Origin of the sequence: Bradyrhizobium sp. (assembly GCF_035484855.1) — a bacterium.
Taxonomy (GTDB): Bacteria; Pseudomonadota; Alphaproteobacteria; order Rhizobiales; family Xanthobacteraceae; genus Bradyrhizobium.
Map to the genome: position 1 here is coordinate 12,153 of NZ_DATHOP010000287.1, position 23,690 is coordinate 35,842.

The window sequence follows — 23,690 nt, forward strand, 5'->3', positions numbered from 1 at the left end:
CGCCGTCGCGGCGCGCTTCTTGATTTTGGGTCTTCAGGAGTGGGTAAAATAGACCGATCCGGTTTCCCGAACAGGTCTGATGGCTTTTCTGCTTTGCGAACTTCAACATGATCACGGCGCCTTGAGGTAAATCTCGGCACTCCCAGCGATTTCACGGGCCTTCGCCGCGGCGGCACCGGTATAGGTCTCCGGCTTGCTCAGCATGTTGATCGTCTCCGGCGGGATTTTACCCCACACCTGGTCTGCCGACTGCTGCTGAAGCGCCCATTGCGTCGCTTCAAGAAGCGAGACCCCGCCCTGTGTTGAATGTGGCACGGCGATGTGATTCACCAACTCGTGAGCGTCTCCCTCGTAGCCTGCCATCTGGAGAGCGATGTAGATCGGCTCGGCAAGAATAGCATCGCCTTGAGCTTCGAAGTTGCGCTTGAGCGACGCTTGGTCGACCGAGATACGCGAGATGAACGGTATCCCGTTCGCTTCGCGCAGCAGCGTGTTGAGTTGATTGACCAGATTGACCACGATCGTCGGGAAATCACGAGCGATTGCGCTGCCGACCAGGTCACGCTGGTGCTCGCTGACCATCGTCGCCAGAACCTTGGCGAATTCGACCTGGTTCTTGATCCATGTCCCCTCGAGGTTTTCGAAATTAATCGGGTTCCTCTTGTGAGCCATGGTCGACGATCCGACCTGTCCTTTCTCGAAGGGTTCGCCGAGTTCGGCGATCTCGGTCCGCATCAAGTGTCGGCCGTCTCGGCCAAACTGGCCGAAGGCAGCGGAAAGCTTGACGCAGGCGAACAGGTAATCAGCGAGTGGTTCCGGCGACAGAATCTGCGTGCTGATCGGCGCCGCTTTGAGGCCGAGCTTTTCGAGCACGCGCTCCTCAAAGGTTTTGTCACCGCAGCGAGCTGCGATGCCGAGACCCACTTGAGCGTTGTAGACGCCGACAGCGCCGGAGATTTTTCCCACCAGCTTTTCCGCGGCGCTGTTGGCACTCTGGATGTTGGCGAGAATCCGGCTGAGGATCGTTGCGAACCAGAAGCCGACGGTGATAGGCAGCGCGTGCTGTCCGTGTGTCCGGCCGATCTGAGGCTGTAGCGCGAATAAATCGACTTGTTCGACGAACAGACCAATCACCTTGTCGGTGAGTCGCTTTACCGCTTCGTGTCCGCGCACGAACTGCAGAGCCCGAGCGGTGTCGAGCGCATCGTAGCTTGTGAGCGGAACATGAATCCAGCGCCGCAGCCCCGGGTCCACCTTGCTCTGAGCGATCCGCACCCATGCGCGAATGTCGTGCTTGGTCACCTCGCGTTCCACGTCATCGACTTCAGTTGTCGAAATGGCGAGGAGTTCCTGCTCAACGACGGGCGTGAGCGATGCGATGTTGGCCTCGGGAATGATCCCGATCTCGGCCAGGGTTTTAAGCGTCGCGATTTCCACTTCGGCAACAGCCCGAAACAGGTTGTCGTAGCCGAAGACTGATTGCAGGTCCTTCGGCTGATACCGGGGGTTCCCCGGAAGTGAGAGATTTGCCACGACCTACTCCTTTGATTTGTTTTTAGCGGCGACGGACCGAAATATCGCTTGCTACGTCTCCGCCTTGCGCAGGTCGCGGAGATGGTCGAAGCGGCTGGCCTGCAGATCGGCGCCGGTAGCGGCAATTTCCGGCAGCGCCGCCTCCGCCAGGATTTCGGCCGTGATGTCCCAGACCGCGGAATCGGCGATTTCGTGGATGAAGCTGATGTTCCTGTACTCGCCGGAGGTGATGCGCGCGACCACCTCGCGCCGGGTGATCTCGGGATCGACGATGGCCTCGCGTCCGCGCCGGCCGTAGTCGATCATCACGACGAAATATTGCATATGGCGCCGGCCCTGTCGCCCCGAAGCAAGAGGCTCGAAATGCCGGCATTGTTTCCGAAAATCGGAATGCAGTCAAGCCCGATAATGCCGAAAATCGTAAATTAGCGGAGCAGGTGGCCCCGGACGGCCGCGGCCGGAGCGAATCGGGGCTCCAGCCGATTCGGCCTCGCCCCTCACTTTTCGGCCAGGCGCGCCTTTGCCGCCTTGCGAGCCCGGCCGGCCGCCTTGGCCCGCAAACGCCCGATCTGGCCCTTCGGCAAGGTGACGCAGATCTCCCCGATCCAGTCCAGCTTCACCCCGTTGATCGGCTTGGAATTGAAGCTGGTCAGGTTGACCTGGGAGGCGGTTTTGCCCCGTTCAATGGTCTTCAGGTAGCGCTCGCCGGTCTTCAGCCGCACCGCCGCCTCTTCGCCGTAGAAGGTCGAGACCGGATGGCGCTGGTCCTTATAGACCACGATAACGTCTCCATTTTCATATTTCGGAAGCATTGAATCGCCCACCACCTCGAACGCGATGGTTTCCCCCGCAAGCGGGAAGGGCAGTTCGATATCGCCCAAGCCTTCCGGCGGTATCTGCTCGAGGTCCGGCTCGATCACCGCGCCGGCGCCGACCCGGCCCATGATCGGCACCCGATTCAGCTCCAGATAGGTGACAATCGGCTCGATTTCGGACGCCTTGACCAGGCGGATCCCGCTCAAAATCTCCGAAACGGCGCCCGGGCGCACGCCCATGGCGATCGCGAGCCCGCCCTTGGACTTGCCCGTCCTCTTCAGCCCGTATTCGATCAATTTGGCATCCATCATGACGCTATCCCTTTCTGAACATGGCGCTATTCATTCCGAATTCCAGAAAGTAAATCAATTACGTATTTCGGAAATCGTAGTTGACCTTGAATTCGGAATACCATAATATATCCCCCGTAGCTGGAAACGGGAGCAGAACGGGAATGCAGGCGTTCGACTGGCCTCCGGAGCATTGCGCCGCGCTGCGCGAGCATTTTGCGCGTGGCCTGTCCTTTGCGCAGATCGCCGCCGCCATCAACACGGCGTTCGGGACCGCCTATACGCGCAGTGCCGCGATCGGCCGTGCCAGGCGGATGGGGCTCGCCCGTCCGGACCGGCCGAAAGGTAGAATCAAGCGTCTGCCCAAACGGCTCGGTAAGGCGAAAGCGAAGGCGCCGCCGCCGTGCAAGCACGTTCCCGAGGCCCCGCGGCCTAGAGCGGTCTTCGAACGCGTCAGGGCGCCAAAACTGCGCTGTGTTGAAATCGCCCCGCGCCATCTTTCATTGCTTGAGCTTGAAGCCTCCGATTGCCGCTATCCGTACGGCGGCGATCGGGACGGCGAAGCCATTACGTTCTGCGGTCATCCGCGGCGCGAGGGATCGAGCTATTGCGCGCCGCATTTTCATCTGACGCGCGGTCCCGGCACGCTGTCGGAGCGCACCGCCGGCGCCGTCCTGCTGCGGCTGGTGGCGGCATGACGCACTGGATGAAACCGCGACCGCAATTCACCCTCAAACTCCTCTCACTCAAGGGAACCAGCCGACATGGCACAGGCTAGACGCAGCAGGCTGCACAAGCGGCAAAAGATTCACGACCGGCGGTCGACGGATCTGCCGCGCAACGCCGAAGTGGCGGCGATCGAGGTGGACGATCCGCTCGCGCTCGAGCCCGGCGAAAGGATCGTCACGCTGCGCTCGCTGCGCAACGATCCTCTCGGCAGGCTGCACTCGCACCACCAGGTCGACGAGGCGCAGTATCAGGGCGGTCGCGCGTTCCAGGAGGATTGGGAAAAGGCCGAGCGCGGTCCGCGCGCGGTCGATCCGACCCGGGAATATGTCGATGGCGGACGGGCGCGGGAGCCGATTACCGAGCGCCAGCGCAAGGCGGTGCTGCGGCTCAACCGCGCCGAGCGCGAACTCGGTGCCGACGGCTCGGCGCTGGTGCACGAGGTCTTGATCCTCGGCATGACGATGGAACAGGTCGGGCAACGGCGTGGCCTGGCCACCCAGCGCTGGGCCGATTATTTCTCACGGCGGCTGCGCGAATGCCTGGATCGGCTGGCGCTGATCTACGGCTTTGCGACGGAGCGGCGGTAGTGCCGCCGCGCGAGCGCGCCATTAGCCGTGCCATTCTCGACCAAACGCGGGAGGCGGAAAATTCATTGATGCGGCACTATCGCGTAAGGCGTGGTGTAGGGCTCGACCCGCAGTGAGGAATTGGCGAGCAGGCCGATTTTCGCCGTCGGTGCCTGCTGCAATTCGCCGTTGGGTCCGCGGTGCACGTTGTATTGCCACACCGTCAGGTCGCCTTTCTGCGCCAGTGCGTGCGCTACCGCGCTCGCGTCGCGCCCGCCGAGCGCGCTGAGTTCGTCGGCCGAAAGTCCGATGATGATTTCGTCCTTGACGGTGACGACCTTGAACAGATCGATCTTGGCTTCCTCGGCCCGCGCGGCCTGGGAGCCGGCCAGAATGAAAGCCGCAAGCGCGGCGTACTTCAATTGACGGCGCTGAGAAACCATGTTTTCGCCCCTTGCTGGCTGGTGACGCACGCGTCTCCGACGTTCCACCACTGGCGCGGTGAAACGGACGCGGCTTGATCGCACGAAGGCTTGGTCGCGCCCTGAGGCGTTTGAGTTCACGCCATGCGGCGGGCAGTCGGGGGGGGCGCTCGGTAGGTTCCCGCGCTAGAGAGATATTGCGGTCCGCCTTTGGATGAATGAACCTGACCGGCGGCGGAACAGTCAAACCGCGGTTGCCGCTTTCCGGGGGACCAACATGAGATACGCTTTCCTCGCCCTTATCGGCGTTGCCGTCGCGACCGGCACGCCGGCCAAATCGGCCGATACCTTCTATCTCGGGACATGGAAGATCTCCGGCGCGGTGACGGCGCCGTGGGCCGATCCGACGCAAAAGCCTGACCGGGCCGAGCAGGCGCGGCTGCTCGGCAAGGCGATCGTCTTCAAGGCCGGCGAGATCGACGGGCCGCCGCCGTTCGCCTGCAAGGCGCCGCACTACAAGGAGAGCGATTTTTCCGCCGACATGATTTTTCAGGGCGCCTTCGAGGAAATGCAGTCAAAGGACAAGTCGGTCGATCCCGACAGGCTTGCCACCTCGCTCGGCTTTCTGGGAAAGAACATCAAGACGCTGGAAACCGGATGCGAGATGGACTTTCATTTCGTCGATGCGACGACCGCGGAAATCGGCCTCAACGACAAGGTCTATACGTTGAAGAAGCAGTAGCGGTCGCCAAGCGGCGCGGCGACCAATCCACTAGAACGGTCCGGCGCCGAAGTTGATCGGCTGCACCACATCGTAAGCGGCCTTGGTCACCGGTACCGCGTAACTGACGGTCAGCGCGCCGAACGGCGAGGCCCAGCTCAGGCCGACGCCGACCGATGACCGCAGGATGTTGTTGTTGGCGACCTGCAGGGATTGCGCGGAGCCAGGAAACGCCGTTGGGCCGCTGTAACGAAACACGCTGCCGGCATCGACGAAGGCCGATGCCTTGAGGCCGTACTCGTTCGGTACGCCGGGGATGTTGCTCTGCAGCTCCGCCGTGGTTGCCCAGTACATGCTGCCGCCGACATTATCCATGGTGCTGCCCGGCGTGAGGTCGCGCGGACCGAAACCGTTCGGCGCAAATCCCCGCACCATCGACGGGCCGCCGAAGAAGGTGTTGAGCAGCGGCACCTGCTGGCCGCCCCAGCCCGTAACATAGCCGCCTTGCCCGCGCACCAGCGCGACAACGTCGTCGTTGATCGGTTGGTAGTAGCGTGCGTCCTCGGTGGTGCGCAGGAACTTCACATCGCCGCCGAGGCCGGCGATATCCTCCTTGAGCTGCGAGTTGAAGCCGCTGGTCGGGTTCTTTGCGTTGTCCAGCGTGCTGTAGGTGACGGTGTCGCCGACGGAGGAGACCCATTGCGGGCCGGCTAGCGCCGCCAGCTGGATCGGCAGCGAAGGTACCCCGGCCAGCGAAGCCGGGTCGAGCGTCACGTCCTGATTGTAGATGGAGTAGCGGTACTGCACGCCGATCTGCTCGGTGATCGGGGTGCCGAGCTGCATGGTCGCGCCGTAGATATTGCTGCCGTAGGATTGATATGGGCTTGATTCACTTTGCCTGCCGTAAAGGTCGATGCCGGCGGAGACGCGGCTGCCGAGAAAATACGGATCCGTCGCCGACAGGTCGATGCCGCTGGCGTACTGGCCGTAGGTCACGGACGAATTGACCGCGATGCCGGATCCCAGGACACTGCGGTCGCCCAGCTTGACCTCGGCGAGCCAGCCATCGGTTGACGAGTAGCCACCGGAAATGTTGAATTCGCCGGTGGATTGCTCGGCCAGCTCGACATCCAGAACGACGTGGTCGGACGTCGAGCCGGGCTTGCGCGTGATCTTGACGGTCTTGAAATAGTTCAGGTTCTTCAGCCGACGTTCGGCGCGGTCGATCAGCGTCTTGCTGTAGGCATCGCCCTCGGCGATGTCGAATTCCCGGCGGATCACATAGTCGCGGGTGCTGGTATTGCCGTGGATGTCGATGCGCTCGATATAGGTGCGCGGCCCCTGATCGACGGTGAAGGCGACATCGATCCGCCGCGCAGTGGCGTCCCGGATGATATGCGGGGTGGCCTGCGCGAACGGAAAACCGAGTTTTGAAAGTTCGATCGCCAAGACCTCGTCGGTCTTGTCTAGCGCGCCGCCGTCGAATACCGCGCCGGGCCGCGCCACCAGCAGGCTGCGAAGTTTTTCGGCATCCAGTCCCGGCACCTCGCTGGCCACGGTGATCCCGCCGAAATGATAGAGCGGGCCTTCGTCGATCGTAAACGTCAGCGTGAAACCGTGCAGCGCGGGATCGTATTCGGCCGTCGCCGAGGTCACGCTGACGTCGGCATAACCCTTGCTGCGGTAATACAGCCGCAGCTGCTCGCGGTCGGCTGCGATCCGGTCGGGATCGTAGTCGTCGCCGCCGGTCAGGAAGCTCAGCATGTTGGTGGCCGAGGTCTTGATCACCGCGGCGAGCTGCCGCTTGCCGAAGATGTGATTGCCGACGAAGTTGATCTGGCGGACCGTGGTCTTCTTGCCCTCGGTCACCTCATAGATGAGGTCGACGCGGTCGTTGCCGCGGTTGATGATCTTGGGCACCACGCCGACATCGTCGCGTCCGGCGTGACGGTAGGCTTCCATGATGCGGCCGACGTCGGTCTGCACCTCGGCGCGCTGCAGCGTGCCGCGCGGTTTGGACTCGATGACGGCATTGAGCTCCTTGTCCTGGATCTTCTTGTTGCCTTCGAAGGCGACCTTGTCGAGCACCGGGGCTTCAGTGACGTGCACGACAAGATGGTCGCCGCTGCGCTCGATCGTGACTTTGTCGAACAGGCCGGTCGCGACCAGCGCCTTCAGCGCCGCATCGCGCGCGGCGTCGTCGAACCGCCCGTCACTTGTTGCGTGGAAATAGGAGCGAACCGTCTCGGCATCGACGCGGCGATTGCCTGCGACTTCGACGGTCTCGGCCGCGGCGGCCGGCGCGGAAAACAGCGCGGCTGCTGCGATCAGCAGCGCACCCGCCGCCATCGTCCCGCGGCGTTGCGCGGCCGTCGCCCTTGCGTTCGTCATCACCGTCTCCGATTGGCAGGGTCATCGAAGGGGCTGTCCGGGGCAAAAGAATGTCGGGGGCAAGGTGACTTGCCGCCTTAAGCGTTAACGCGTTGCCACAATTTCGACGCAGCGCCGCACCGCGCGCGTCGTATAGCCGCTTCAAATTCTTTTTAGCCTGAGGGGCGGAAACGTTCGCGGCTTGCGGTCGCCGCGCTCGCGAACGGGCTTGCCGGGAGTATCACATGCGTTACGCCGCTTTCCTTGCCGCTACCATCATGCTGATTGCGCCCGCGAGCGCCGCGGTCACGCCGGAGATCGACCCGCGCGCCTCGCTCAGCGTGGTCCAGCAATGGATCTACAATTACCGGGCCAAGCCGGACTACGCCCATGTCCCCGCCGCGGTGCGCGTGCTGTTTCACGCGCAAAGCTTCAAGGAGCCGGAGAATTCCGGCATCTATCTCGGCTTCATCGCCGGCGCGATCGGATCGAACCCGGCCAAGGCCGAGCAACTCGTCACCAGCTTCTTTCCGGTGGCTCCCGAAGACGAATGGGTGATCGTCCGCGCCATCGCCTATTCGGGACTGCCGGACTGGCGCAATCTCCTGCGCAAGGTCGCCCCACGGATGCCGGGACGCAAGGTGATGATCGACAGCTATCTCGCCAACACGCTGCCGACGCTCGCCAACATCCCGCTGGAGGAGGCAAAACCCGGCATGTTCGACAAACTGCGCGGCGTCTTCACCAAAAATCCGTTCGCCAAGGACGACAAGAGGCTGAGGATGGTGCAGACCTTCGCCAGCAATCAGGATCTGCTGGATACGCTGTGGGGCTATTATTTCGCGACCGGCTCGCATCTTCCGATCCTGCGCATCATGCAGATGCTGCCGTGGAGCAAGAGCCGCGATACCGTCGACAAGCTGACGGTCGGCAGCATGGCGCGCTATACGCTGGCGAGCTATGCGGTCCGCGATACCGGCTTGCGCGAATTTCTCCGCAGTGAACTGGCAAACCAGCCGGAAGCGGTCAAGCTGCCGCTCGGCGAGGTCATCGATGCCGCGGACACCGTGCAACTCGGCGCGGTGCGCCGCGATGCGCTCGCCGCCGTGGACGAACTCAAGACCAAGGGTTCGGATTCGCACCGCAATCTCGACTTCTGGGGCCAGGTCGGTGTCGGCGCGGTCGCGCTCGGCTGCGTCTCGGCGGCGGCGCTCGGCCAGGTCGAGGTCGGCATCCCCTGCGTGATCGGCGGCTCGGCCTCGCAAGGCCTGCTGTCGTTCTGGGAAAAGCAGCAGTGAACCGGCGGGCCCGCCCGGATTCATCGGGAAGGCCGCTCAAGTACTGTCGTCCACCGGCTATCGGCCTGCCGCGGGCGGACGGCGTAAGTCCGCGGCACACTTTCCAAATCGTAATCCCCCTGTTTCGAACGACGCATTGATCGCGACCGACCAATCTGCGTGCCGATGGAGAGTGCGATGAAGACGATGTCATGGTCGCGGTATCATTGCCTGTCATGGTCTGTCCTGCGGGCGGCCCGTCAGCATCGCGTGGCGAAGCGGCATAGCATCCGGCACCGGCATGATGCCTCAAGTAACGCGCCGGCCATGGCGGCCCTTTGGGGCGATGATTCCTCGTCGCTCCGCCCCAACCGTTTCCGATCGGTAATGCGGATGTTTCGAACCGAAGCGCGGCCGGGCGATACCGATAACTGAGATCGTTGTCTCGCGTATCGTTTCCGCACCGGACGCCCATGAAAGCCTTTCAGACTGCCCTGCCGTTCCGCCTCCGCGCCGTGCTGCTGGCGGGCCTGTTTTGCCTGCTGGCCGGCGCCGGGCTGATCGGCTACCGGCTTTATCTGCGGCCGACGACGCTGACCATCGCGGTGGGGTCGTTCGACGGCGAGGCAAGGCAGATCGCTTCGATCATCGCCGGCGGGCTCGCCACGACGGAGTCGCCGATCAGGCTGAAGGTCGTCAACGCCGGCAACGCCCTCGATGTTTCAAAGGCGTTTGCCGCCGGCACGGCCGATCTGGCGGTGGTGCGGGCGGACAGCGTCGATCGCCAGCTGGCCCGCACCGTCGCGCTGACCGCTCACGGCGTCGCGATGATCGTGGCGCCACCGGGATCCGGCATCACCAGCATCGAAAAGCTCCGCGGCCATACCGTCGGCGTGGTCGGCGGTGAAATCAATCACGGCCTCGTCGAGGTGCTGGAAAAGGAATATGACCTCGGCCGCGCCAATGTCGTCTTCAAGGACGTCGCGCCGGCGGACGCCCGCCGCGCGCTGCAGGCGAAGGAGGTCGGCGCGCTCCTGCTGGTGGTGCCGCTGACCGAGAAGCATCTCGCCTATGTGAAGGGTCTGTTTCGCGAAGGCGCGAACTCCACGCCGGTGCTGATACCGATCGATTCCGCCGGCGCGATCGCCGATGTCAAGGGACCCTACGAAAGCTTCGACATTCCCAAGGGCACGCTGCGCGGCGCGCCGCCGGTGCCGGATGACGATGTGACGAGCCTGCGGGTCGGCTATTATCTGGTTGCGAACCGGCACCTTGGCTCCAGCCTGGTCGGCGAGCTCGCCCGCAAGGTCATCAGCGTCCGCAGGGATCTCATCGGTGAGCAACCGCTGCTGTCGGGGATATCGGCGCCCGACCTTGATGCCGACGCTTACCTCCCGGTGCATCCGGGAGCAGCAGCCTTCTATAACGGCACCCTGGAAAGTTTCATGGACCGATACGGCAATGCCATCTACCTGACCCCGATGGCGCTCGGGGCGCTCGCGTCGATGTTTGCGGCGGCATGGCGATTCCTGGGGGTCCGCTCGAGCGAAACGGCATGTACGACGCTGGATGAATTGTGTGTCCTGCCGGCGCGGATACGAAAAGTCGACAACGAAGCCGAACTCGCCGATATCGAGGACGAAGTCGATGCCATCCTCCGGGCGCAGCTGGCAAAATCCGCCGATCGCGAGGACAGCGCGTCGGAAATCCATGCGTTGATCGGGGTCGCGCATCGGATCGACAATCTCGTCCATCAGCGCCGGCTGCTGCTTGCTGCCCGTACGCCCGCGATCGGGGAAGCGCGCCGGCACGGGTTTCCGCTGGCTACCTGATCGCAAAGTGCTAGTCTTGAAGGCAAAACAACCGATGAGGACGCCATGGGCTTCATTTCCGTTCTGGTCATTCTGATCGTCCTTTATGTCATCGTCTCGCTGCGCGTGCTCAGGCAATACGAGCGCGGCGTGGTATTCCTGCTCGGCAAGTTCGCCGGCGTCCGCGGACCGGGACTGACGCTGATCTTCGTGCCGATCCAGCAGATGGTGCGGGTCTCGCTGCGCACCGTCACCATGCAGATCCCCTCGCAAAAGATCATCACCCGGGACAATGTGTCGATCGATATCGCGGCGGTCGCCTACTATCACATCACCGATCCGGAAAAGGCCGTGATCGCCATCGAGAACGTCTACAACGCGATCAACCAGATCAGCCAGACCACCGTGCGCAACGTGGTCGGCCGCTTCAGCCTCGATCAGCTGCTGTCCGATACCGCCAGCATCAACGACCAGATCAAAAACGTCATCGACACCCATACCGAGCCGTGGGGCACCCAGGTCACCGCGGTCGAGATCAAGGACATCACGCTGCCCGACAACATGCAGCGGGCGATGGCCAAGGAGGCCGAGGCCGAGCGCGAGCGCCGCGCCAAGATCGTCGCCGCCGAAGGCGAATATCAGGCCGCGGTCAAACTCGGCGAGGCGGCCGACATCATCACCCAGCATCCGGTGGCGCTGCAGTTGCGCACCCTGCAGACGATGGCGGAAATCTCGGTGGAGAAGAATTCGACCATCATCTTCCCCGCGCAATTCATGACCACGGTGCAGGAGGCGATCGCGTTGCTATCAAGGGATTCGTCGCCGAAATAACCCGACCGACACTGCCCGGAGACCGTGATGAAACGGCATCGATTTCTCGTTGTGTTTCTGGCCCTGTTCTGCCTTGGGGCGGCGTTTTCACCGGCGTCCGCCGGGGTAAAATTGGCGCTGGTGCTCGGCAATGCGAAGTACGAAGCCGTCCCCGTGCTCGAAAACCCCGCCAATGATGCCGCCGATCTGGCGCAGGCCTTGCGCGCCACAGGCTTTGAGGTGATCGAGCAGCGCGATGCCACCCGCGACGTCATGGCGAAGGCGGTGCGCGACTTTTCCGAGCGGCTGCACGGCGCCGACGTCGCGCTGTTCTTCTATGCCGGGCATGGCCTGCAGATGAACGGCGAGAACTATCTGCTGCCGGTCGACGCCAGGATCGAGAGCGCCGCCGACGTGCGCTTCAACACCATCAATCTCAGCGACATCCAGCAGGAGATGGAAGGCAGCGGGCGCGCCAACATCATCATCCTCGATGCCTGCCGCAACAATCCGTTCGCCGAAAAGCTCGCGCGCGGCGGCCGCGGCGTGACCACGCGCGGCCTCGGCCGCGTCGATGCGACGGGGGAGGGCTCGCTGATCGTTTATTCGACGCAGCCGAACAATGTCGCGCTCGACGGCTCGGGACGCAATTCGCCGTTCACGGCCGCGCTGCTGAAGCATGTCGGTACCCAAGGGCTCGAAGTCCGGCAGATGATTTCCAGGGTGCGCGGCGACGTGTTGCAGGCGACCGACCGCCGCCAGACCCCGTGGGACAGTTCCTCGCTCGTGGGCGACGTTTATCTGGCGGGCGCACCGGCCGCTGATGCAGCCGCGAGCAGCAGGCCAAACGTGGCCCCGGCCGTCACCACTGCGCCCGCGCCGCCCGCGCCCGCCGTCGTCCCGCCGATAGCATCGGTTCAGCCGACCGATCGCGCCAGCACCTTGCCCGCGGTCGTCGGTGAATGCGATCGCCTGACGGCGCCGCCGGACCAGACCGCTGGTCCCGTCGTCGTGAAGACCGACTGGAACAGGGCCGTGGTCGCCTGCGAGGCGGCGCTGCAGGCCGAGCCGCGCGAGCCGCATTTCCAGTTCGCGCTCGGCAAGGCCTATTTCTTCGCCAGGAATTACATCGAAGCCGCGCGTCATCTCGCGCTCGCCGCGGACGCGGTGCCGGAGGCGGAAAACGCGCTGGGCTATTGCTTCGAGAAGGGGCTTGGCGTGGTCAAGAACGACCAGAAGGCCTTTGAGCTCTACAGCAAGGCGGCGGCCGCGGGCTCGCCGGTCGCCATGGAAAGCCTGGGCGGCGCCTATGCCAACGGGCTTTATGTCAAGCAGGATTTCGGCAAGGCGCTCGACTGGCTGGAGAAGTCGGTCGAGGCCGGCAATGCCGACGCCTTGCAGCAGATCGGCAACATGTATTTCAACGGCCACGGCGTGCCGAAGGATTATGCGATGGCTGCGCAATATTTTCAGCAGGCCGCCGATCTCAACAACGGATACGCGCTGCGATTTCTCGCCAACATGTACGAGGTCGGCCTGTTGGGATCGCCCAATCCGGAAAAGGCGGGCGCCCTGCGGCTGCGGGCGCAGCAGGTCGATCCCGACGGCAGCAGGCAACCGGAATCGGTCGCGGTGTTTCGCAAGATCGCCGCCGAAAACCAGTCGCATCGACAAGCCCGCGCCTCCGGCCCGACGCGCCGCTACGTCATCTATCGCCGCATTCGCATCATCGGCTGCGGCTGGACGTGGTGTTAGCGGCGGCGGGAATTAGCGAATAGGGCGGGTCGTAGCCGAAGGCGTAACCCGCCTCTTCGACTTCACACCGGCGCTTGGCAAGGGGCTTGTGACGGCGGATTACGCCCAACGGGCCGCGCTTTGCGCGAACCGTTGGGCTCCAATCGGCCCTACCGCACAGGTGATTTGCCCGACGGGTCGTTTTGCCGCAGACAATTCGGCTTTTCAGAATACCCAAATCACCCCTATATTCCTCCCATCCCGCCCCACCAAAGGGGCGTTGCGCAACGTCAACAACGCGGGGCGGGATGCGGTGGACGCCGACGGTGCTCTTGACGAAGGCACTTGAAGCGGACGGAAAAGACGTGTGGTCCTGGCACCTCGACGCTGGTGTCAAGTTCGTGGAAGGAAACTTTCGCGGGTGACGGTGACCAAAGAGCCCGAGCACCGGGGAGGGCACGTTATAATCCGTAAACCATTGCGTGGGGAATGCCGGGTGATTCCGGTGTGACCTGACTAACGCGTGTGCACTCTATCACTACCCATCGCACACGCGGCTATCGGGCGCATCGGCCGCCCGGCATTCCCTGCGCCCTTTGTTTGAAGGGCGGGAATAAATGAACACCTCGCGCAAAAAAAATCATGCGGCGAGATCGCGGAGTCATGTCTCAACGTCATTGCGAGGAGCGCTTGCGACGAAGCAATCCACTCTTTCTTTCTTTTTGTTGCTCTATGGATTGCTTCGCGGAGCCTGTCATCGGGCGCGCATTCGCGCGACCCGTTGGCTCGCAATGACGTTGATAAGGCTGTTTGAAAATTGAATCAGAGCGCGCGCTCCGGTCACCGCTCGCTCGCGTCCGCGGCGGGGCTTGACGGAAGAGACCCCGCGAACGGCATCAGCAGCAGCCCGAGCAGCGCGATGCAGGCGAGCAGGGCCCAGGCTTCGTTGGTGCTCTGCGCGAACGCGGCCCGCTCGACCATCGGGCGAAGATACGCTTCCACCGTGGCGTCGGATACACCAGATGGAGGGTGCTGGAACAGTTGCAGATCGAGTCCGATCGCCTGCGCCGCGGTAATGTCGCCCGCGATCAGCCGGTCGCGCAGCGCTGCGGCGTGTCCGCCGGTGCGGCCGTAGAGGATGGTATCGATCAGCGCGATGCCGATCGCGCCGCCGAGATTTCGCATCAGGTTGAACAGGCCGCTGGCGTCGGGCACCTGCGCTTCCGCCAGCGCGCCCAGCGCCAGCCGGGTCGGCGGCAGCAGGCAAAACATGATGGCGACGCCGCGCAACACCTGCGGCCAGAACATTTCGTGGAAATCAGCGGTGCGACTCTGCAGCGCGCTCCAGCCAAGCCCGAGCGCAAACAGCGCGAACCCAAGCGACGATAACCAGCGCGCGTCATACTTGCTCTCGAAGTGGCCGGCAATCGGCGCGGTCAAGAGCTGGGCAACGCCGGTCACGAGCATGATGGTGCCGATCTCGAAAGCGTCGTGACGCCTGACATAGGCGAGGAACACCGGCATCAGATAGACCGAGCCGAACAATCCGACGCCGAGACAGAAGCTCAAGCCGCAGCCGATCGCAAACGAACGGTTCTTCAAGGTCGAAAGCTCGACGATGGGATGCCCTGCTTGCAGCGTCCTGATGGCGAATATCAACGTCGCCGCAGCGCTGATCGAAAACAGCAGCAAACAGACGGGCGAAAGCCAACCGTCCTGCGGCGCCTGTTTCAGTCCGATCTCGAGGCTCGCGAGCGCTGTCGCCATCAGCGCCAGCGACAATCCGTCGAGCGTGACGAGATCGGCAAACCGCGGTTTTCCGGGCGGCAGCAGCAAGGGCGTCACCACCGCCGCGACCACACCGGGAGCGACATTGATCAGGAACAGCCAATGCCAGGAAAACGTCTCGGTGATGAAGCCGCCGACCACCGGCCCGATGGTCGGCGCCAGCACGGCCATGATGCCCGCCATCGTGGTCGCGATCGGATGCTGGGAAAAGGGAAACAGCAGGAAGACCGCGGAGAACACGGCTGGAATCAGCATGCCGCCGGCGAATCCCTGCAGCACACGGAAGCCGACCAGGGTCGCAAAGCCGCCGCTGAACGCACAGCCAATGGAGGCGAGGGTGAAGAGGGTGACCGCGCCTGCGAATAGCCATCGCAACGTCAGCGCGCGCGTCAGCCACCCCGTCAGCGGAATCGCAATGATCTCGGCGATCAGATAGGCGGTCTGGATCCAGCTCATCGCCTCGCGCGATATCGAAAGCGCTTGCTGGATCGCGGGCAGCGACGTCGCCACGACCTGGATGTCGAGGATCGCCATGAACATGCCGAGGCACATCAATGCAAAGCCCGCCCAGATGGCCGCGTTGGCCTCGGTCGGCCGGGTGGCGTTCTCGTTCATCGGGCGCCGCGCGTCATCGGTTCACGCAACGCCGCGAGCGCCCGGTTCTCGGCGCTGATGCGGATCGCAAGCACCGCCGCGTTGAGAACCGTGAAGATGGCGGCCGCGATCGGCAGGCCCAGCGCCAGCGGCAGCACGGCGATTTCGCCGGCCACTACGGCATAATTGGGATGCGACATGAATCGATAGGGACCGGCCGACACCAACAGCTCGCCCGGCAGCACGATGATCCGCGTCGTCCAGCGCGGGCCGAGGGTGCGCATCACCCAGATGCGAAAACCCTGCAGCACCAGATAAAGCGATAGGGCCGGGAGGTATATCGGCTGATCGCGCCCGAGCAGCCACAGCGATATCAGCCACGCCGCGTGCACCGCGACAATGAGTGGATAATGTTTCGGCGCCAGCTCGACCGCACCGCGCGCCCTGAGCCTGCTTGTGTTCCGGCTGGAAATGACGAGTTCTGCCGCACGCTGCAGCGTGGCCAGGCCGAGAATGACTTCGGCGGGTGTCACGCGGCGTGGCGCAGCGCGACGCAGCTTGCGGTGAAGCCGGGCCCGAGCGCGGTCAACAGCGAGCGCGCCGGCAGCCCCTTGGCGCGGACTTGCTCGAGCACGAACAGGATGGTGGGCGAGGACATGTTGCCATAGTCTGAAATCACCTGGCGCTCGCAATCGAGCGTGCCCTGATCGAGCGTGAGCGCCGTCTCCAGCGCATTGATCACCTTGGCGCCGCCGGGATGGCAGATGAAGCGGTCGATGTCCGCCATCGACAACTGCATGTCGGCGAGGATCCGAGTCACAACGGGATTGAGATGGGCGGTGACGAAATCGGGGATGGTGCGCTGGAAGATCACGCCAAAGCCTTCGGGGTCGACGCTCCAGCCCATGATACCGAGTGTGTCGGGCCAGAGATGTTCGCCGGCATTCTCGATTTGGGTGGCGCCGCCATCGCCGGCCCGCAACACCACCGCGGCAGCTCCATCGCCGAACAGGCTGATGGCGATGATGTTGGCCTTGGTGAGTTCGTCGTGGCGAAGCGCCAGCGAGCAGAGCTCGATTGTCACCAGCAGCACGTTGCTGCCCGGCCGCGCTTGCGCCAGACGCGAGGCGATCGACAGGCCCGAGGCTCCGCCGGCGCAGCCGAGGCCGAACACCGGCACGCGCATCGCGTCGGATCGGAAACCCATGCGGCGGGCGACCCGCGCCTCCAGGCTCGGCGTCGCAATCCCGGTGGAGCAGACGGTCACCACCGTGTCGATATCCGCGCCGGTCAGTTGCGCGCTTGCCAGCGCCTTGCTGGCCGCATCGACGAACAAGGTTTCCGCGCCCTGCAGAAAAGCCTCGGTGCGTTCCGGCCAGCCCCGCGGTTGCAGATACCAGTCGAATGGTTTTATGGCGTGACGCTTGACGATTCCGGTGTTGGTAAAGATGCTCGAGAACCGCTCGAAGTCGGGAAAGCGCGCCCCGAACCCCTCCCATGCGGCGGCCAGAACATCCTTCTGCAGGAAAACGTGGGGAGGCACCGATGTCGCCAGCGAAACCAGGGCAGCCGTTGGCATCGCGAGGACTCTCCTGCCGCTTGCGTTATGAACGAGAACAGCGGCATCGGCGTTTTATTTCGCAGCCGGCGCGAAAATCAGACCGAACGGGTCACTTAAACGTGACAGTTGGAAGAAGCTTCGCGTTCCGTTGTTCTCCAATGTGTGGTGATCGACCGGAAGCAGCCTTCTTCGGTTGGGCGACCGGCGGAACGCAATTCCCCGGACCCAATTTGGCCACGGGTGGCAAACGAGGGAGGACGACATGAAATTCGCAGTGAGCTGCTGCTGCCATCGCGGCAACCGCGATGGTAATGCCCGTGACGGCGCAGGAGGTGATCACTAACCCCGGCAAATGCGCGCAGTATTATCCGAATGCCAATTGCCAGAACTACGGGCCGGGCAATCCCTATACCGGCGGCGGTTACCGGGCGGGGTATGGGAGAAACGATTATGCCTATATGGGGCATCGGCATTGGCACCACCGGGGCCATCATCATCATCACCACTGATCGAGCTAGGAAAAGGGCCCCGCGTCGGGGCCCTTGCTTCATCGAAGGGCCTGTCCGCCCGCCAACGCGTGAAGCGGCTATTTTCCGCGGCCGGTGCCGGCGTCCCGGGGATTCTGCAAGGCCGGGTTTGGCGCGACCCCCTTGATGGTGCGGGCCTTGGTTGCCGAGCCCGTCGTCGTGCCCGTCTTCATGTTCAACTTGGTCGCGTCCGATCCAGGTTTGGCTTCGCTCGACGCTCCGGAAGCCGGGGGCGTTTGGGCCGATGCCACCGCCGTCACTGCGAACGATGCGGCGACGACGATGGCCGTGATGGCTGGCTTGCATCGCATGGCAATCTCCTCCTCGGATTGTGATGCGAAAGGATTAACCGGCCATCCGGGGTTGGGTTCCATGAGCGCGCAGCTTTTCAAACGCAAGGCCTGCGGCTAATGCAACCCGACGGCAAGGGAACGCGTTAATCGGCCTGCGAAGTATTCAAGAAGTTGAGAGCCATTCACTGAAGAAGGCGGGAAAACGCGATGCCCAGAGAAAACGACCTGGAAGGTGTGCAGGATCAAGGCGGCAAACATGGCGGCCAGAAGGGCATGCCGAAGCCCGAAACCAAGCCTCCACATGGTGCCGATCAGGGCATCGTGCGCGATAAGCAAGGACAGGAACAACCGCGCGACAAAGCGCGCGCTCAGCAGGTCCACCGAACGGACACGAGCGGGCGGTGACATCGAGCCGGGACGGACCGGGTGGCGTCGGATTACTACACAGACGCGGTTCCTGAACTGTGCTAACCCTTCATCGATACTGGAGGATGGCGACGATGATTGAACCGAAACTGGAAGTCCCGGCGGAATTGCGCGATTTGGCCGAAAAGACCATCGATCAGGCGGAAAAGGCGTTCGGAATGTTCTTCGATGCGGCAAACAAGTCGATCGCATCGGTTCCGAGCCCCGGAACGGAGATGTCGAAACAGGCCCTGTCCCTGACCGAGCAGAATATCAAGGCTGCGTTCGAGCATGCCCGAAAGCTGGTCCACGCCACCGATCTGCAGGAGGCCATGCGCATTCAATCCGAGTTCCTGAAGAGCCAGTTCACCAATGCCGGGGAGCATATGCGCCAGATCACCGGCGGCGTGATGTCCGCGGCAAAGGATGCGACCAAGGGCAAATACTGACGGGCGGGCGGAAGGCCGTTGCGACGGCTGGGGATGAACATTTCCTTGCCCATAATATAGTCTTGCGTGGCCTTGCGCCGTAGATTTCAATTTGAGCGCAGGTCCTTGACGGGCCACCGGGTGATCCACTCGCCGTCCGTCGACTTTTCTGCTGATCCCTGTCGGTCCCACCGGCAGGGATTTGCATTTGGCGGGACGCGAAGTGTTTTACCTGGGCAGCGCCTCTCTCAGGACCGACCCCGCCAGGCAGGAGAACGGCCGACAAGGAAAAGCCGCGCTGCCCGAGGGATAGCGCGGCCTCTTCCGTCCCGGAGAAAGCTATTTACTGTCTTTCTTCATCCCGTCCTTGGTCGCATCGCTCTTCATGCTGTCGTCTGACTTGGTAGTCTTCTTGGTGCTCTTTTTCTTCATCTTGGCGTTGGCGTTCGCCGGGCTGTTGGTCTTCATCGAATCCTGGGAGGTCGGGCCGCTGGTTTGGGCTGAAGCAACCGACACGCCTCCGACGAGGGCCGCACAGCACGCCGCAATGAGCAGATTTCGCATTTTGGTCTCCTGTTGGAACATAGGCCCCGGGACAATGAAAGCAGGCGTTCCCGGGTTCCAGTGGCCGTTGCAAAAATTGCGCTCAAACCGCGGCCGCAGGGAGTTGGAGAGAGCCGCTCCTGGGGTTAGGCCGCCCTCAAGGAAACCGCGCTCTGTCGTTGTAAGCGATCATGTTGTTCGCGGGCGCCTTGTCGTCGTCCGCGGGCGCCAGCTTGGCGCTGCTGCCGCCATCGCTCAAAAACTGATCGAGGGTGGCCTGAATCCTCTCTTTTACGGAATCAGGGCCGCGGTCGCTCATCCAAGTATGCTGAAATTTTGTATGGATGATATCGATATCGTCCGCCTTGGCCTGCTGGGACGTCGGCAGCACGCCGGGATCGGTTTGGAAATTCGGATCCGACGAGCGGAACGACAGGATCTTCAGCTTGTTGCTGAGTACGAAGGGGACACGCAAATTGTCGAGCGTGACGACTTTCGTTACCAGTTCCGGATGATGCTTGGCGAAGTACATCGCGGTGTCGCCGCCGTTGGAATGACCGACCAGCGTCAGGTGCTCGTAATCGGCGTTCGGCTGCAGTTTCTTCAACTGTTCGATCGCGAACAGAATGTTGGCTTCGCCCTTTTCATACACTTCGCGCCGCCCGACATAGGGCAATCCGACCTTCGTCATCAACGGCGGGTCGGTCGGAATATCCTGCTGGATGCTGGCGACCAGATAGCCCCTGGCCGCGAAGACGTTGGCGAGGAACGAATACTCGGTGTTTTTGACGGTGTTGCCGTTGCTGATGATGGCGACCGGCAGTTTCCAGTAACCGTCATCCGCCTTCATCTCGTAGTCCCGGCGCACGGCAAGGTCGACCGCGACCGGCCGCTGCCGCGCGGTGTCGAACAGATTGAGCGTCTCGTGCGCAATGCCCCACTTGCTGATGCCGAAATACACCGCACCGGTGAGGGCACAGACGCACGTCAGAACCGCGATTCCTCGCTTCATCGTTTCCGTCCCGATCACTTTGATTCAAGATATGGTGTAGAAACGCGCCACAGCTGAGGCAGGGTGGGGCAGCCTGGATTAAATTTCGGAAATCTTGCTGCTCCGCAGCAAAGCGGTGCACATCCTTCCCGCTTCCCGCACCTAGACTAATTTCCTATCGGACATCACCGACTCGTAATTGGCTCGTGCCGTATTTTGTCACGATCGCCTCGCTTATTCGCACGCACTTCGCCGTCGCAGTCTTGGCCGACCGGCCGAATTGCCGACATCCGTGTGTTTTGCTATAGCAGGAGTGTTGCGATGCGAGCCCTCGATCTCGCCCCTCTCGTATTTGCCGTTGCCCTGGTCGTCCCTGCGGCGCACGCCGCGGAGACGCCGCGCGATATCAAGGGGCTTTATTTGATGACCGACTACCCGGCGGTCACGGTGCGGCCGGGTACCACGTCGAACATTCCGCTGCGCCTGCAGGATTATGGGCTGGCCCCGCAACGATATCAGCTCTCGGTCACGGGCGTACCTAGCGGGTGGACCGCCACGCTGTTGGGCGGTGGACAACCTGTCGCCGCCGCGATGCCGGGGCCGGACGCTAATGTAACACTTCAACTGCGCCTCGATGTCCCGGCCAATGCCGGCCTCAGCGGGCAGACTCTTACAGTGAAGGCGGAAGGGCAGGGAAGCCAGGTCGAGCTGCCGATAAACGTATCGCTTGCCAAGGAGTTGCCGGCGAAACTTACAGTGACGTCGAAACTTCCATCGCTGCGCGGCAGCTCGAAATCGAACTTCGAGTTCACCTTGAACATCAAGAACGACAGCGGCCGCAATCTGGTCGCGAGCTTCGCCGCGCAAGCGCCGTCCAATTTCGAAACTTCGTTCACGGAAGCCTATGGCAGCCAGGAACTGTCTTCGATTCCGATCGACGCGGGCCAGTCTAAGGACATCAAGTTAAAAGTTCGTCCACCGAGCACGATCGATGCCGGGCATTTTCCGGTCAAGGTGACGGTCAATGCCGAGGACGCTTCGGCGAATACGGAGCTTGCGCTTGATGTGGTGGGTCAGCCGCAGCTCCAGGTGTCGGGACGCGATGGGCTCTTGAGCGCCCGCGCAGTAGCGGCGCAGCAAAGCTCGATCCCGATCGTCGTCAGCAATACCGGCACCGCGCCGGCCGACAACGTCACGCTCTCGGCAAGCGCGCCGACCGGTTGGAAGGTGACGTTCGAACCGGCCACGATCGAACGGCTGGTTCCAGGCAAGGACGCCGAGGTCCAGGCGCTGGTGACGCCGAGCGACAAGTCGCTGGCCGGCGATTACATGACCTCGGTCAGCGCCACCTCGCGTGGCGAGAATGCCTCCAGCCAGTTCCGCATTACCGTGAATACCTCGACGGTGTGGGGAATGGCCGGCGCCGGCGTCATCGGAATTGCGCTGCTGTTGATGTTGGGTGCGGTTGCAAGGTTTGGACGCCGATGAACGACATTCAAGGCAAGGCGGCCACCACAGCCAACGACATCGTCATCGCGGCACGCGGCCTGACCAAGCGCTATGGCGAGGTCAGCGTCGTCGACGCCATCAATTTCGACATCGTCAAGGGCGAGGTATTCGGACTGCTCGGGCCGAACGGCGCCGGCAAGACGACGACGATCCTGATGATGCTCGGGCTGACCGACATTTCCGCGGGCCAGGTCAGCGTACTCGGCTATGATCCGGCACGCGCGCCGCTCCAGGTCAAGCGCCGGGTCGGCTATCTGCCGGACTCGGTCGGCTTTTACGACAATCTCACCGCGGTGGAGAACCTGTCCTATACCGCCAAGCTGATGGGCCTTGCTTTCCCCGAGCGAACGCGCCGCATCGCGGCGGCGTTGGCACGCGTGCGTCTGTCCGATGTCGCCGACAAGCGCGTCGCGACCTTCTCGCGCGGCATGCGGCAGCGGCTTGGCCTCGCCGAGATTATCGTCAAGCAGCCCGAGATCGCCATTCTCGACGAACCGACCTCGGGGCTCGATCCGCAGGCCACCCATGAGTTTCTCGACCTGATCGGGGAGCTCAAGTCCGAAGGCGTCAGCGTGCTGCTGTCGTCGCACATGCTCGATCAGGTGCAGCGGGTGTGCAACCGCGTCGCGCTGTTCCAGGCAGGGCGTATCGTGCTGATGGGCCCGGTCGCCGATCTCGCTCGCCAGGTGCTGGGAGCGGGTTTTGTCGTCGAAGTCGAGGCCGATGGCGCAGGCCTTGCCCGACGGCTCGCAACCATTCCAGGGGTGACCAACGTCGAAACGCTGGCCGAGGATCGCTTCCGCATGACGGCGGACCGCGACGTGCGGCCGGATGCGGCGCGCGCCGTGGTCGCCGCCAATGGATCGCTGCGCCGGCTCCTCGTCGACGAGCCCTCCCTCGAGGCGATCTACGCCCGCTATTTCCAGGGCCAGGGCGAGCAGCCGGGAGGAGCGCGTCATGCGGCGTGAAGGTTCTCCGTTCCAGGGTCTCGGCACCGTCGCGATCAAGGAATTGTCCGACAATCTGTCGAGCGCGCGGATGTTCGTGCTCGAACTCCTGATCGTGCTCACCGCGCTCGCCGCGCTCTACGGCGCAATCGACAGTTTGCGGCAGAATACGGCCGAAGACCCGTTCCTGTTGCTGCGGCTGTTCACGGTCGGTCGCGACCCCCTGCCGTCCTTTGTCGCGATCCTGGGATTCCTGATCCCGCTGATGGCGATCGGGCTTGGCTTCGATTCCGTCAACAGCGAGCATAACCGGCGGACGCTTTCGCGCATCCTGGCGCAGCCGATCTACCGTGACGCGCTGCTGATGGGAAAATTCCTCGCCGGCCTTGCGACGCTCGCGATCAACCTGGCGGCGCTGTGGCTGATGGTGATCGGCCTTGGCCTGCTCTTCCTTGGCGTCCCGCCGGGCGGAGAGGAGATCGCGCGCTCGCTGGCGTTCCTGGTGGTAGCGATTTTCTATGCCGGCGTCTGGCTCGCACTGGCGATGCTGCTATCGATCGTGTTCCGCTCGCCCGCGACCGCGGCGCTGGTTGCGCTCGGCGTCTGGCTGTTCCTGACCATCTTGTGGCCGATGCTGGCGCCGGCTCTCGCCCAGGTGATCGCGCCGCCGGATCCGCGTTACGCAGCGCTTGGGCTGCAGACTCCCGACACGGCGATTTGGGCGCAAACGCTCTCGCGCCTGTCGCCGAACCATTTGTTCGGCGAGGCGATGCTGGCGGTGCTGTCGCCGACCACGCGATCGCTGGGTCCGGTATTCATCGATCAGCTGCGCGGCGCGGTGATGGGCGCGCCGCTTCCGTTGGGCGAAAGCCTGATCATCGCCTGGCCGCAAACGGTGGCGCTGATCGCCGGCACCATCGTGCTGTTCGTCGCCGGCTATATCGTGTTCCAGCGCCAGGAGGTGCGGGCCTGATGCGATCAAGCATTGATCCGGAGGCATGATGCGGTTGGAGCGGCGGGAACGC

General features: G+C 63.1%; 24 protein-coding genes. 14 read left to right on the plus strand and 10 right to left on the minus strand.

The genetic code is table 11. The annotated features are described in order from the left end of the window. Positions 1-111: 111 nt before the first annotated feature. From VK804_RS32020 to VK804_RS32030, 3 genes are all read right to left on the minus strand, one after another. Positions 112-1,533 (minus strand): lyase family protein, encoded by a 1,422-nt coding sequence (locus tag VK804_RS32020; protein ID WP_325752297.1) that lies wholly within the window; start codon positions 1,531-1,533, stop codon positions 112-114. A gap of 51 nt (positions 1,534-1,584) precedes the next feature. Continuing rightward, positions 1,585-1,857 (minus strand): hypothetical protein, encoded by a 273-nt coding sequence (locus VK804_RS32025; protein WP_325752298.1) that lies wholly within the window; start codon positions 1,855-1,857, stop codon positions 1,585-1,587. Positions 1,858-2,030: 173 nt separating this feature from the next. Beyond that, positions 2,031-2,660, minus strand: coding sequence for a S24 family peptidase (locus VK804_RS32030; RefSeq protein ID WP_325752299.1), 630 nt, complete (start codon positions 2,658-2,660; stop codon positions 2,031-2,033). Between the two features lie 143 nt (positions 2,661-2,803). Between VK804_RS32030 and VK804_RS32035 the strand changes: the two genes are divergently transcribed. Both VK804_RS32035 and VK804_RS32040 read left to right on the plus strand, forming a co-directional pair. Beyond that, entirely contained in the window at positions 2,804-3,337 is a 534-nt protein-coding gene (locus VK804_RS32035; protein ID WP_325752300.1) for a GcrA family cell cycle regulator, read from the plus strand. Positions 3,338-3,403: 66 nt separating this feature from the next. Further along, positions 3,404-3,955 (plus strand): DUF6456 domain-containing protein, encoded by a 552-nt coding sequence (locus tag VK804_RS32040; RefSeq protein WP_325752301.1) that lies wholly within the window; start codon positions 3,404-3,406, stop codon positions 3,953-3,955. Between the two features lie 62 nt (positions 3,956-4,017). On the opposite strand, the gene VK804_RS32045 is transcribed toward VK804_RS32040, so the two are convergent. Continuing rightward, positions 4,018-4,377, minus strand: a complete 360-nt coding sequence (locus VK804_RS32045) for a hypothetical protein (RefSeq protein WP_325752302.1) — start codon at positions 4,375-4,377, stop codon at positions 4,018-4,020. A gap of 256 nt (positions 4,378-4,633) precedes the next feature. On the opposite strand from VK804_RS32045, the gene VK804_RS32050 reads away from it, so the two are divergent. Then, positions 4,634-5,098, plus strand: coding sequence for a hypothetical protein (locus tag VK804_RS32050; RefSeq protein ID WP_325752303.1), 465 nt, complete (start codon positions 4,634-4,636; stop codon positions 5,096-5,098). 30 nt (positions 5,099-5,128) lie between these two features. Here the strand turns inward: VK804_RS32050 and bamA are convergent, their stop codons facing one another. Further along, the gene (gene bamA / locus VK804_RS32055) at positions 5,129-7,468 is read right to left on the minus strand and encodes an outer membrane protein assembly factor BamA (RefSeq protein WP_325752304.1); all 2,340 of its coding nucleotides are present in this window, start codon (positions 7,466-7,468) and stop codon (positions 5,129-5,131) included. A gap of 224 nt (positions 7,469-7,692) precedes the next feature. Between bamA and VK804_RS32060 the strand changes: the two genes are divergently transcribed. From VK804_RS32060 to VK804_RS32075, 4 genes are all read left to right on the plus strand, one after another. Continuing rightward, positions 7,693-8,745, plus strand: a complete 1,053-nt coding sequence (locus VK804_RS32060) for a hypothetical protein (protein ID WP_325752305.1) — start codon at positions 7,693-7,695, stop codon at positions 8,743-8,745. 452 nt (positions 8,746-9,197) lie between these two features. Then, a complete protein-coding gene (locus VK804_RS32065; RefSeq protein WP_325752306.1) occupies positions 9,198-10,556 on the plus strand; it encodes an ABC transporter substrate-binding protein in 1,359 nt (452 codons plus the stop codon). Positions 10,557-10,601: 45 nt separating this feature from the next. Then, complete coding sequence (locus VK804_RS32070; RefSeq protein WP_325752307.1) at positions 10,602-11,366, plus strand: SPFH domain-containing protein; 765 nt, start codon at positions 10,602-10,604, stop codon at positions 11,364-11,366. A gap of 27 nt (positions 11,367-11,393) precedes the next feature. Continuing rightward, positions 11,394-13,100, plus strand: a complete 1,707-nt coding sequence (locus tag VK804_RS32075) for a caspase family protein (RefSeq protein ID WP_325752308.1) — start codon at positions 11,394-11,396, stop codon at positions 13,098-13,100. A gap of 819 nt (positions 13,101-13,919) precedes the next feature. On the opposite strand, the gene VK804_RS32080 is transcribed toward VK804_RS32075, so the two are convergent. Genes VK804_RS32080 through VK804_RS32090 form a run of 3 tightly spaced genes read right to left on the minus strand, consistent with a single transcriptional unit; the run spans position 13,920 to position 17,040 of the window. After that, positions 13,920-15,482, minus strand: coding sequence for a DHA2 family efflux MFS transporter permease subunit (locus VK804_RS32080; protein WP_414642873.1), 1,563 nt, complete (start codon positions 15,480-15,482; stop codon positions 13,920-13,922). Beyond that, the gene (locus tag VK804_RS32085; protein WP_325752309.1) at positions 15,479-15,994 is read right to left on the minus strand and encodes an isoprenylcysteine carboxyl methyltransferase family protein; all 516 of its coding nucleotides are present in this window, start codon (positions 15,992-15,994) and stop codon (positions 15,479-15,481) included. Before VK804_RS32085 ends, VK804_RS32080 begins: the two co-directional genes overlap by 4 nt. Further along, positions 15,991-17,040 (minus strand): type III polyketide synthase, encoded by a 1,050-nt coding sequence (locus tag VK804_RS32090; protein ID WP_325752310.1) that lies wholly within the window; start codon positions 17,038-17,040, stop codon positions 15,991-15,993. Before VK804_RS32090 ends, VK804_RS32085 begins: the two co-directional genes overlap by 4 nt. Positions 17,041-17,327: 287 nt before the next feature. Between VK804_RS32090 and VK804_RS32095 the strand changes: the two genes are divergently transcribed. From VK804_RS32095 to VK804_RS32110, 4 genes are all read left to right on the plus strand, one after another. Next, positions 17,328-17,531 (plus strand): hypothetical protein, encoded by a 204-nt coding sequence (locus VK804_RS32095; protein ID WP_325752311.1) that lies wholly within the window; start codon positions 17,328-17,330, stop codon positions 17,529-17,531. A 141-nt stretch (positions 17,532-17,672) separates the two neighbouring features. Beyond that, positions 17,673-17,960, plus strand: a complete 288-nt coding sequence (locus tag VK804_RS32100) for a hypothetical protein (RefSeq protein WP_325752312.1) — start codon at positions 17,673-17,675, stop codon at positions 17,958-17,960. 89 nt (positions 17,961-18,049) lie between these two features. Next, positions 18,050-18,247: a hypothetical protein gene (locus VK804_RS32105; RefSeq protein WP_325752313.1), complete on the plus strand. Its 198-nt coding sequence runs from the start codon at positions 18,050-18,052 to the stop codon at positions 18,245-18,247. Between the two features lie 95 nt (positions 18,248-18,342). Further along, positions 18,343-18,696 (plus strand): phasin, encoded by a 354-nt coding sequence (locus VK804_RS32110; RefSeq protein ID WP_325752314.1) that lies wholly within the window; start codon positions 18,343-18,345, stop codon positions 18,694-18,696. 318 nt (positions 18,697-19,014) lie between these two features. Here the strand turns inward: VK804_RS32110 and VK804_RS32115 are convergent, their stop codons facing one another. Then, on the minus strand, positions 19,015-19,239 hold the full coding sequence (locus tag VK804_RS32115) for a hypothetical protein (protein WP_325752315.1): 225 nt from the start codon (positions 19,237-19,239) through the stop codon (positions 19,015-19,017). A 136-nt stretch (positions 19,240-19,375) separates the two neighbouring features. Further along, positions 19,376-20,230 carry an alpha/beta fold hydrolase gene (locus VK804_RS32120; protein ID WP_325752316.1) on the minus strand — a complete coding sequence of 285 codons (855 nt, stop codon included), beginning with the start codon at positions 20,228-20,230 and terminating at the stop codon, positions 19,376-19,378. 300 nt (positions 20,231-20,530) lie between these two features. Here VK804_RS32120 and VK804_RS32125 point away from each other — a divergent pair, with 300 nt between their 5' ends. Genes VK804_RS32125 through VK804_RS32135 form a run of 3 tightly spaced genes read left to right on the plus strand, consistent with a single transcriptional unit; the run spans position 20,531 to position 23,638 of the window. Further along, on the plus strand, positions 20,531-21,697 hold the full coding sequence (locus VK804_RS32125) for an NEW3 domain-containing protein (protein ID WP_325752317.1): 1,167 nt from the start codon (positions 20,531-20,533) through the stop codon (positions 21,695-21,697). After that, on the plus strand, positions 21,694-22,686 hold the full coding sequence (locus tag VK804_RS32130) for an ABC transporter ATP-binding protein (protein ID WP_325752318.1): 993 nt from the start codon (positions 21,694-21,696) through the stop codon (positions 22,684-22,686). Before VK804_RS32125 ends, VK804_RS32130 begins: the two co-directional genes overlap by 4 nt. Further along, complete coding sequence (locus tag VK804_RS32135; protein WP_325752319.1) at positions 22,676-23,638, plus strand: ABC transporter permease; 963 nt, start codon at positions 22,676-22,678, stop codon at positions 23,636-23,638. The genes VK804_RS32130 and VK804_RS32135 overlap by 11 nt, the downstream gene beginning before the upstream one ends. Positions 23,639-23,690 lie beyond the last annotated feature (52 nt).

Excerpts from the sequence above, each read along its gene's own strand:
- VK804_RS32025 (WP_325752298.1), bottom strand. The coding sequence starts at position 1,857 with ATGCAATATTTCGTCGTGATGATCGACTACGGCCGGCGCGGACGCGAG.
- VK804_RS32030 (WP_325752299.1), bottom strand. The coding sequence starts at position 2,660 with ATGATGGATGCCAAATTGATCGAATACGGGCTGAAGAGGACGGGCAAG.
- VK804_RS32035 (WP_325752300.1), top strand. The coding sequence starts at position 2,804 with ATGCAGGCGTTCGACTGGCCTCCGGAGCATTGCGCCGCGCTGCGCGAG.
- VK804_RS32040 (WP_325752301.1), top strand. The coding sequence starts at position 3,404 with ATGGCACAGGCTAGACGCAGCAGGCTGCACAAGCGGCAAAAGATTCAC.
- VK804_RS32045 (WP_325752302.1), bottom strand. The coding sequence starts at position 4,377 with ATGGTTTCTCAGCGCCGTCAATTGAAGTACGCCGCGCTTGCGGCTTTC.
- VK804_RS32050 (WP_325752303.1), top strand. The coding sequence starts at position 4,634 with ATGAGATACGCTTTCCTCGCCCTTATCGGCGTTGCCGTCGCGACCGGC.
- bamA (WP_325752304.1), bottom strand. The coding sequence starts at position 7,468 with ATGACGAACGCAAGGGCGACGGCCGCGCAACGCCGCGGGACGATGGCG.
- VK804_RS32060 (WP_325752305.1), top strand. The coding sequence starts at position 7,693 with ATGCGTTACGCCGCTTTCCTTGCCGCTACCATCATGCTGATTGCGCCC.
- VK804_RS32065 (WP_325752306.1), top strand. The coding sequence starts at position 9,198 with ATGAAAGCCTTTCAGACTGCCCTGCCGTTCCGCCTCCGCGCCGTGCTG.
- VK804_RS32070 (WP_325752307.1), top strand. The coding sequence starts at position 10,602 with ATGGGCTTCATTTCCGTTCTGGTCATTCTGATCGTCCTTTATGTCATC.
- VK804_RS32075 (WP_325752308.1), top strand. The coding sequence starts at position 11,394 with ATGAAACGGCATCGATTTCTCGTTGTGTTTCTGGCCCTGTTCTGCCTT.
- VK804_RS32080 (WP_414642873.1), bottom strand. The coding sequence starts at position 15,482 with ATGAACGAGAACGCCACCCGGCCGACCGAGGCCAACGCGGCCATCTGG.
- VK804_RS32090 (WP_325752310.1), bottom strand. The coding sequence starts at position 17,040 with ATGCCAACGGCTGCCCTGGTTTCGCTGGCGACATCGGTGCCTCCCCAC.
- VK804_RS32095 (WP_325752311.1), top strand. The coding sequence starts at position 17,328 with ATGGTAATGCCCGTGACGGCGCAGGAGGTGATCACTAACCCCGGCAAA.
- VK804_RS32105 (WP_325752313.1), top strand. The coding sequence starts at position 18,050 with ATGCCCAGAGAAAACGACCTGGAAGGTGTGCAGGATCAAGGCGGCAAA.
- VK804_RS32110 (WP_325752314.1), top strand. The coding sequence starts at position 18,343 with ATGATTGAACCGAAACTGGAAGTCCCGGCGGAATTGCGCGATTTGGCC.
- VK804_RS32115 (WP_325752315.1), bottom strand. The coding sequence starts at position 19,239 with ATGCGAAATCTGCTCATTGCGGCGTGCTGTGCGGCCCTCGTCGGAGGC.
- VK804_RS32120 (WP_325752316.1), bottom strand. The coding sequence starts at position 20,230 with ATGAAGCGAGGAATCGCGGTTCTGACGTGCGTCTGTGCCCTCACCGGT.
- VK804_RS32125 (WP_325752317.1), top strand. The coding sequence starts at position 20,531 with ATGCGAGCCCTCGATCTCGCCCCTCTCGTATTTGCCGTTGCCCTGGTC.
- VK804_RS32130 (WP_325752318.1), top strand. The coding sequence starts at position 21,694 with ATGAACGACATTCAAGGCAAGGCGGCCACCACAGCCAACGACATCGTC.
- VK804_RS32135 (WP_325752319.1), top strand. The coding sequence starts at position 22,676 with ATGCGGCGTGAAGGTTCTCCGTTCCAGGGTCTCGGCACCGTCGCGATC.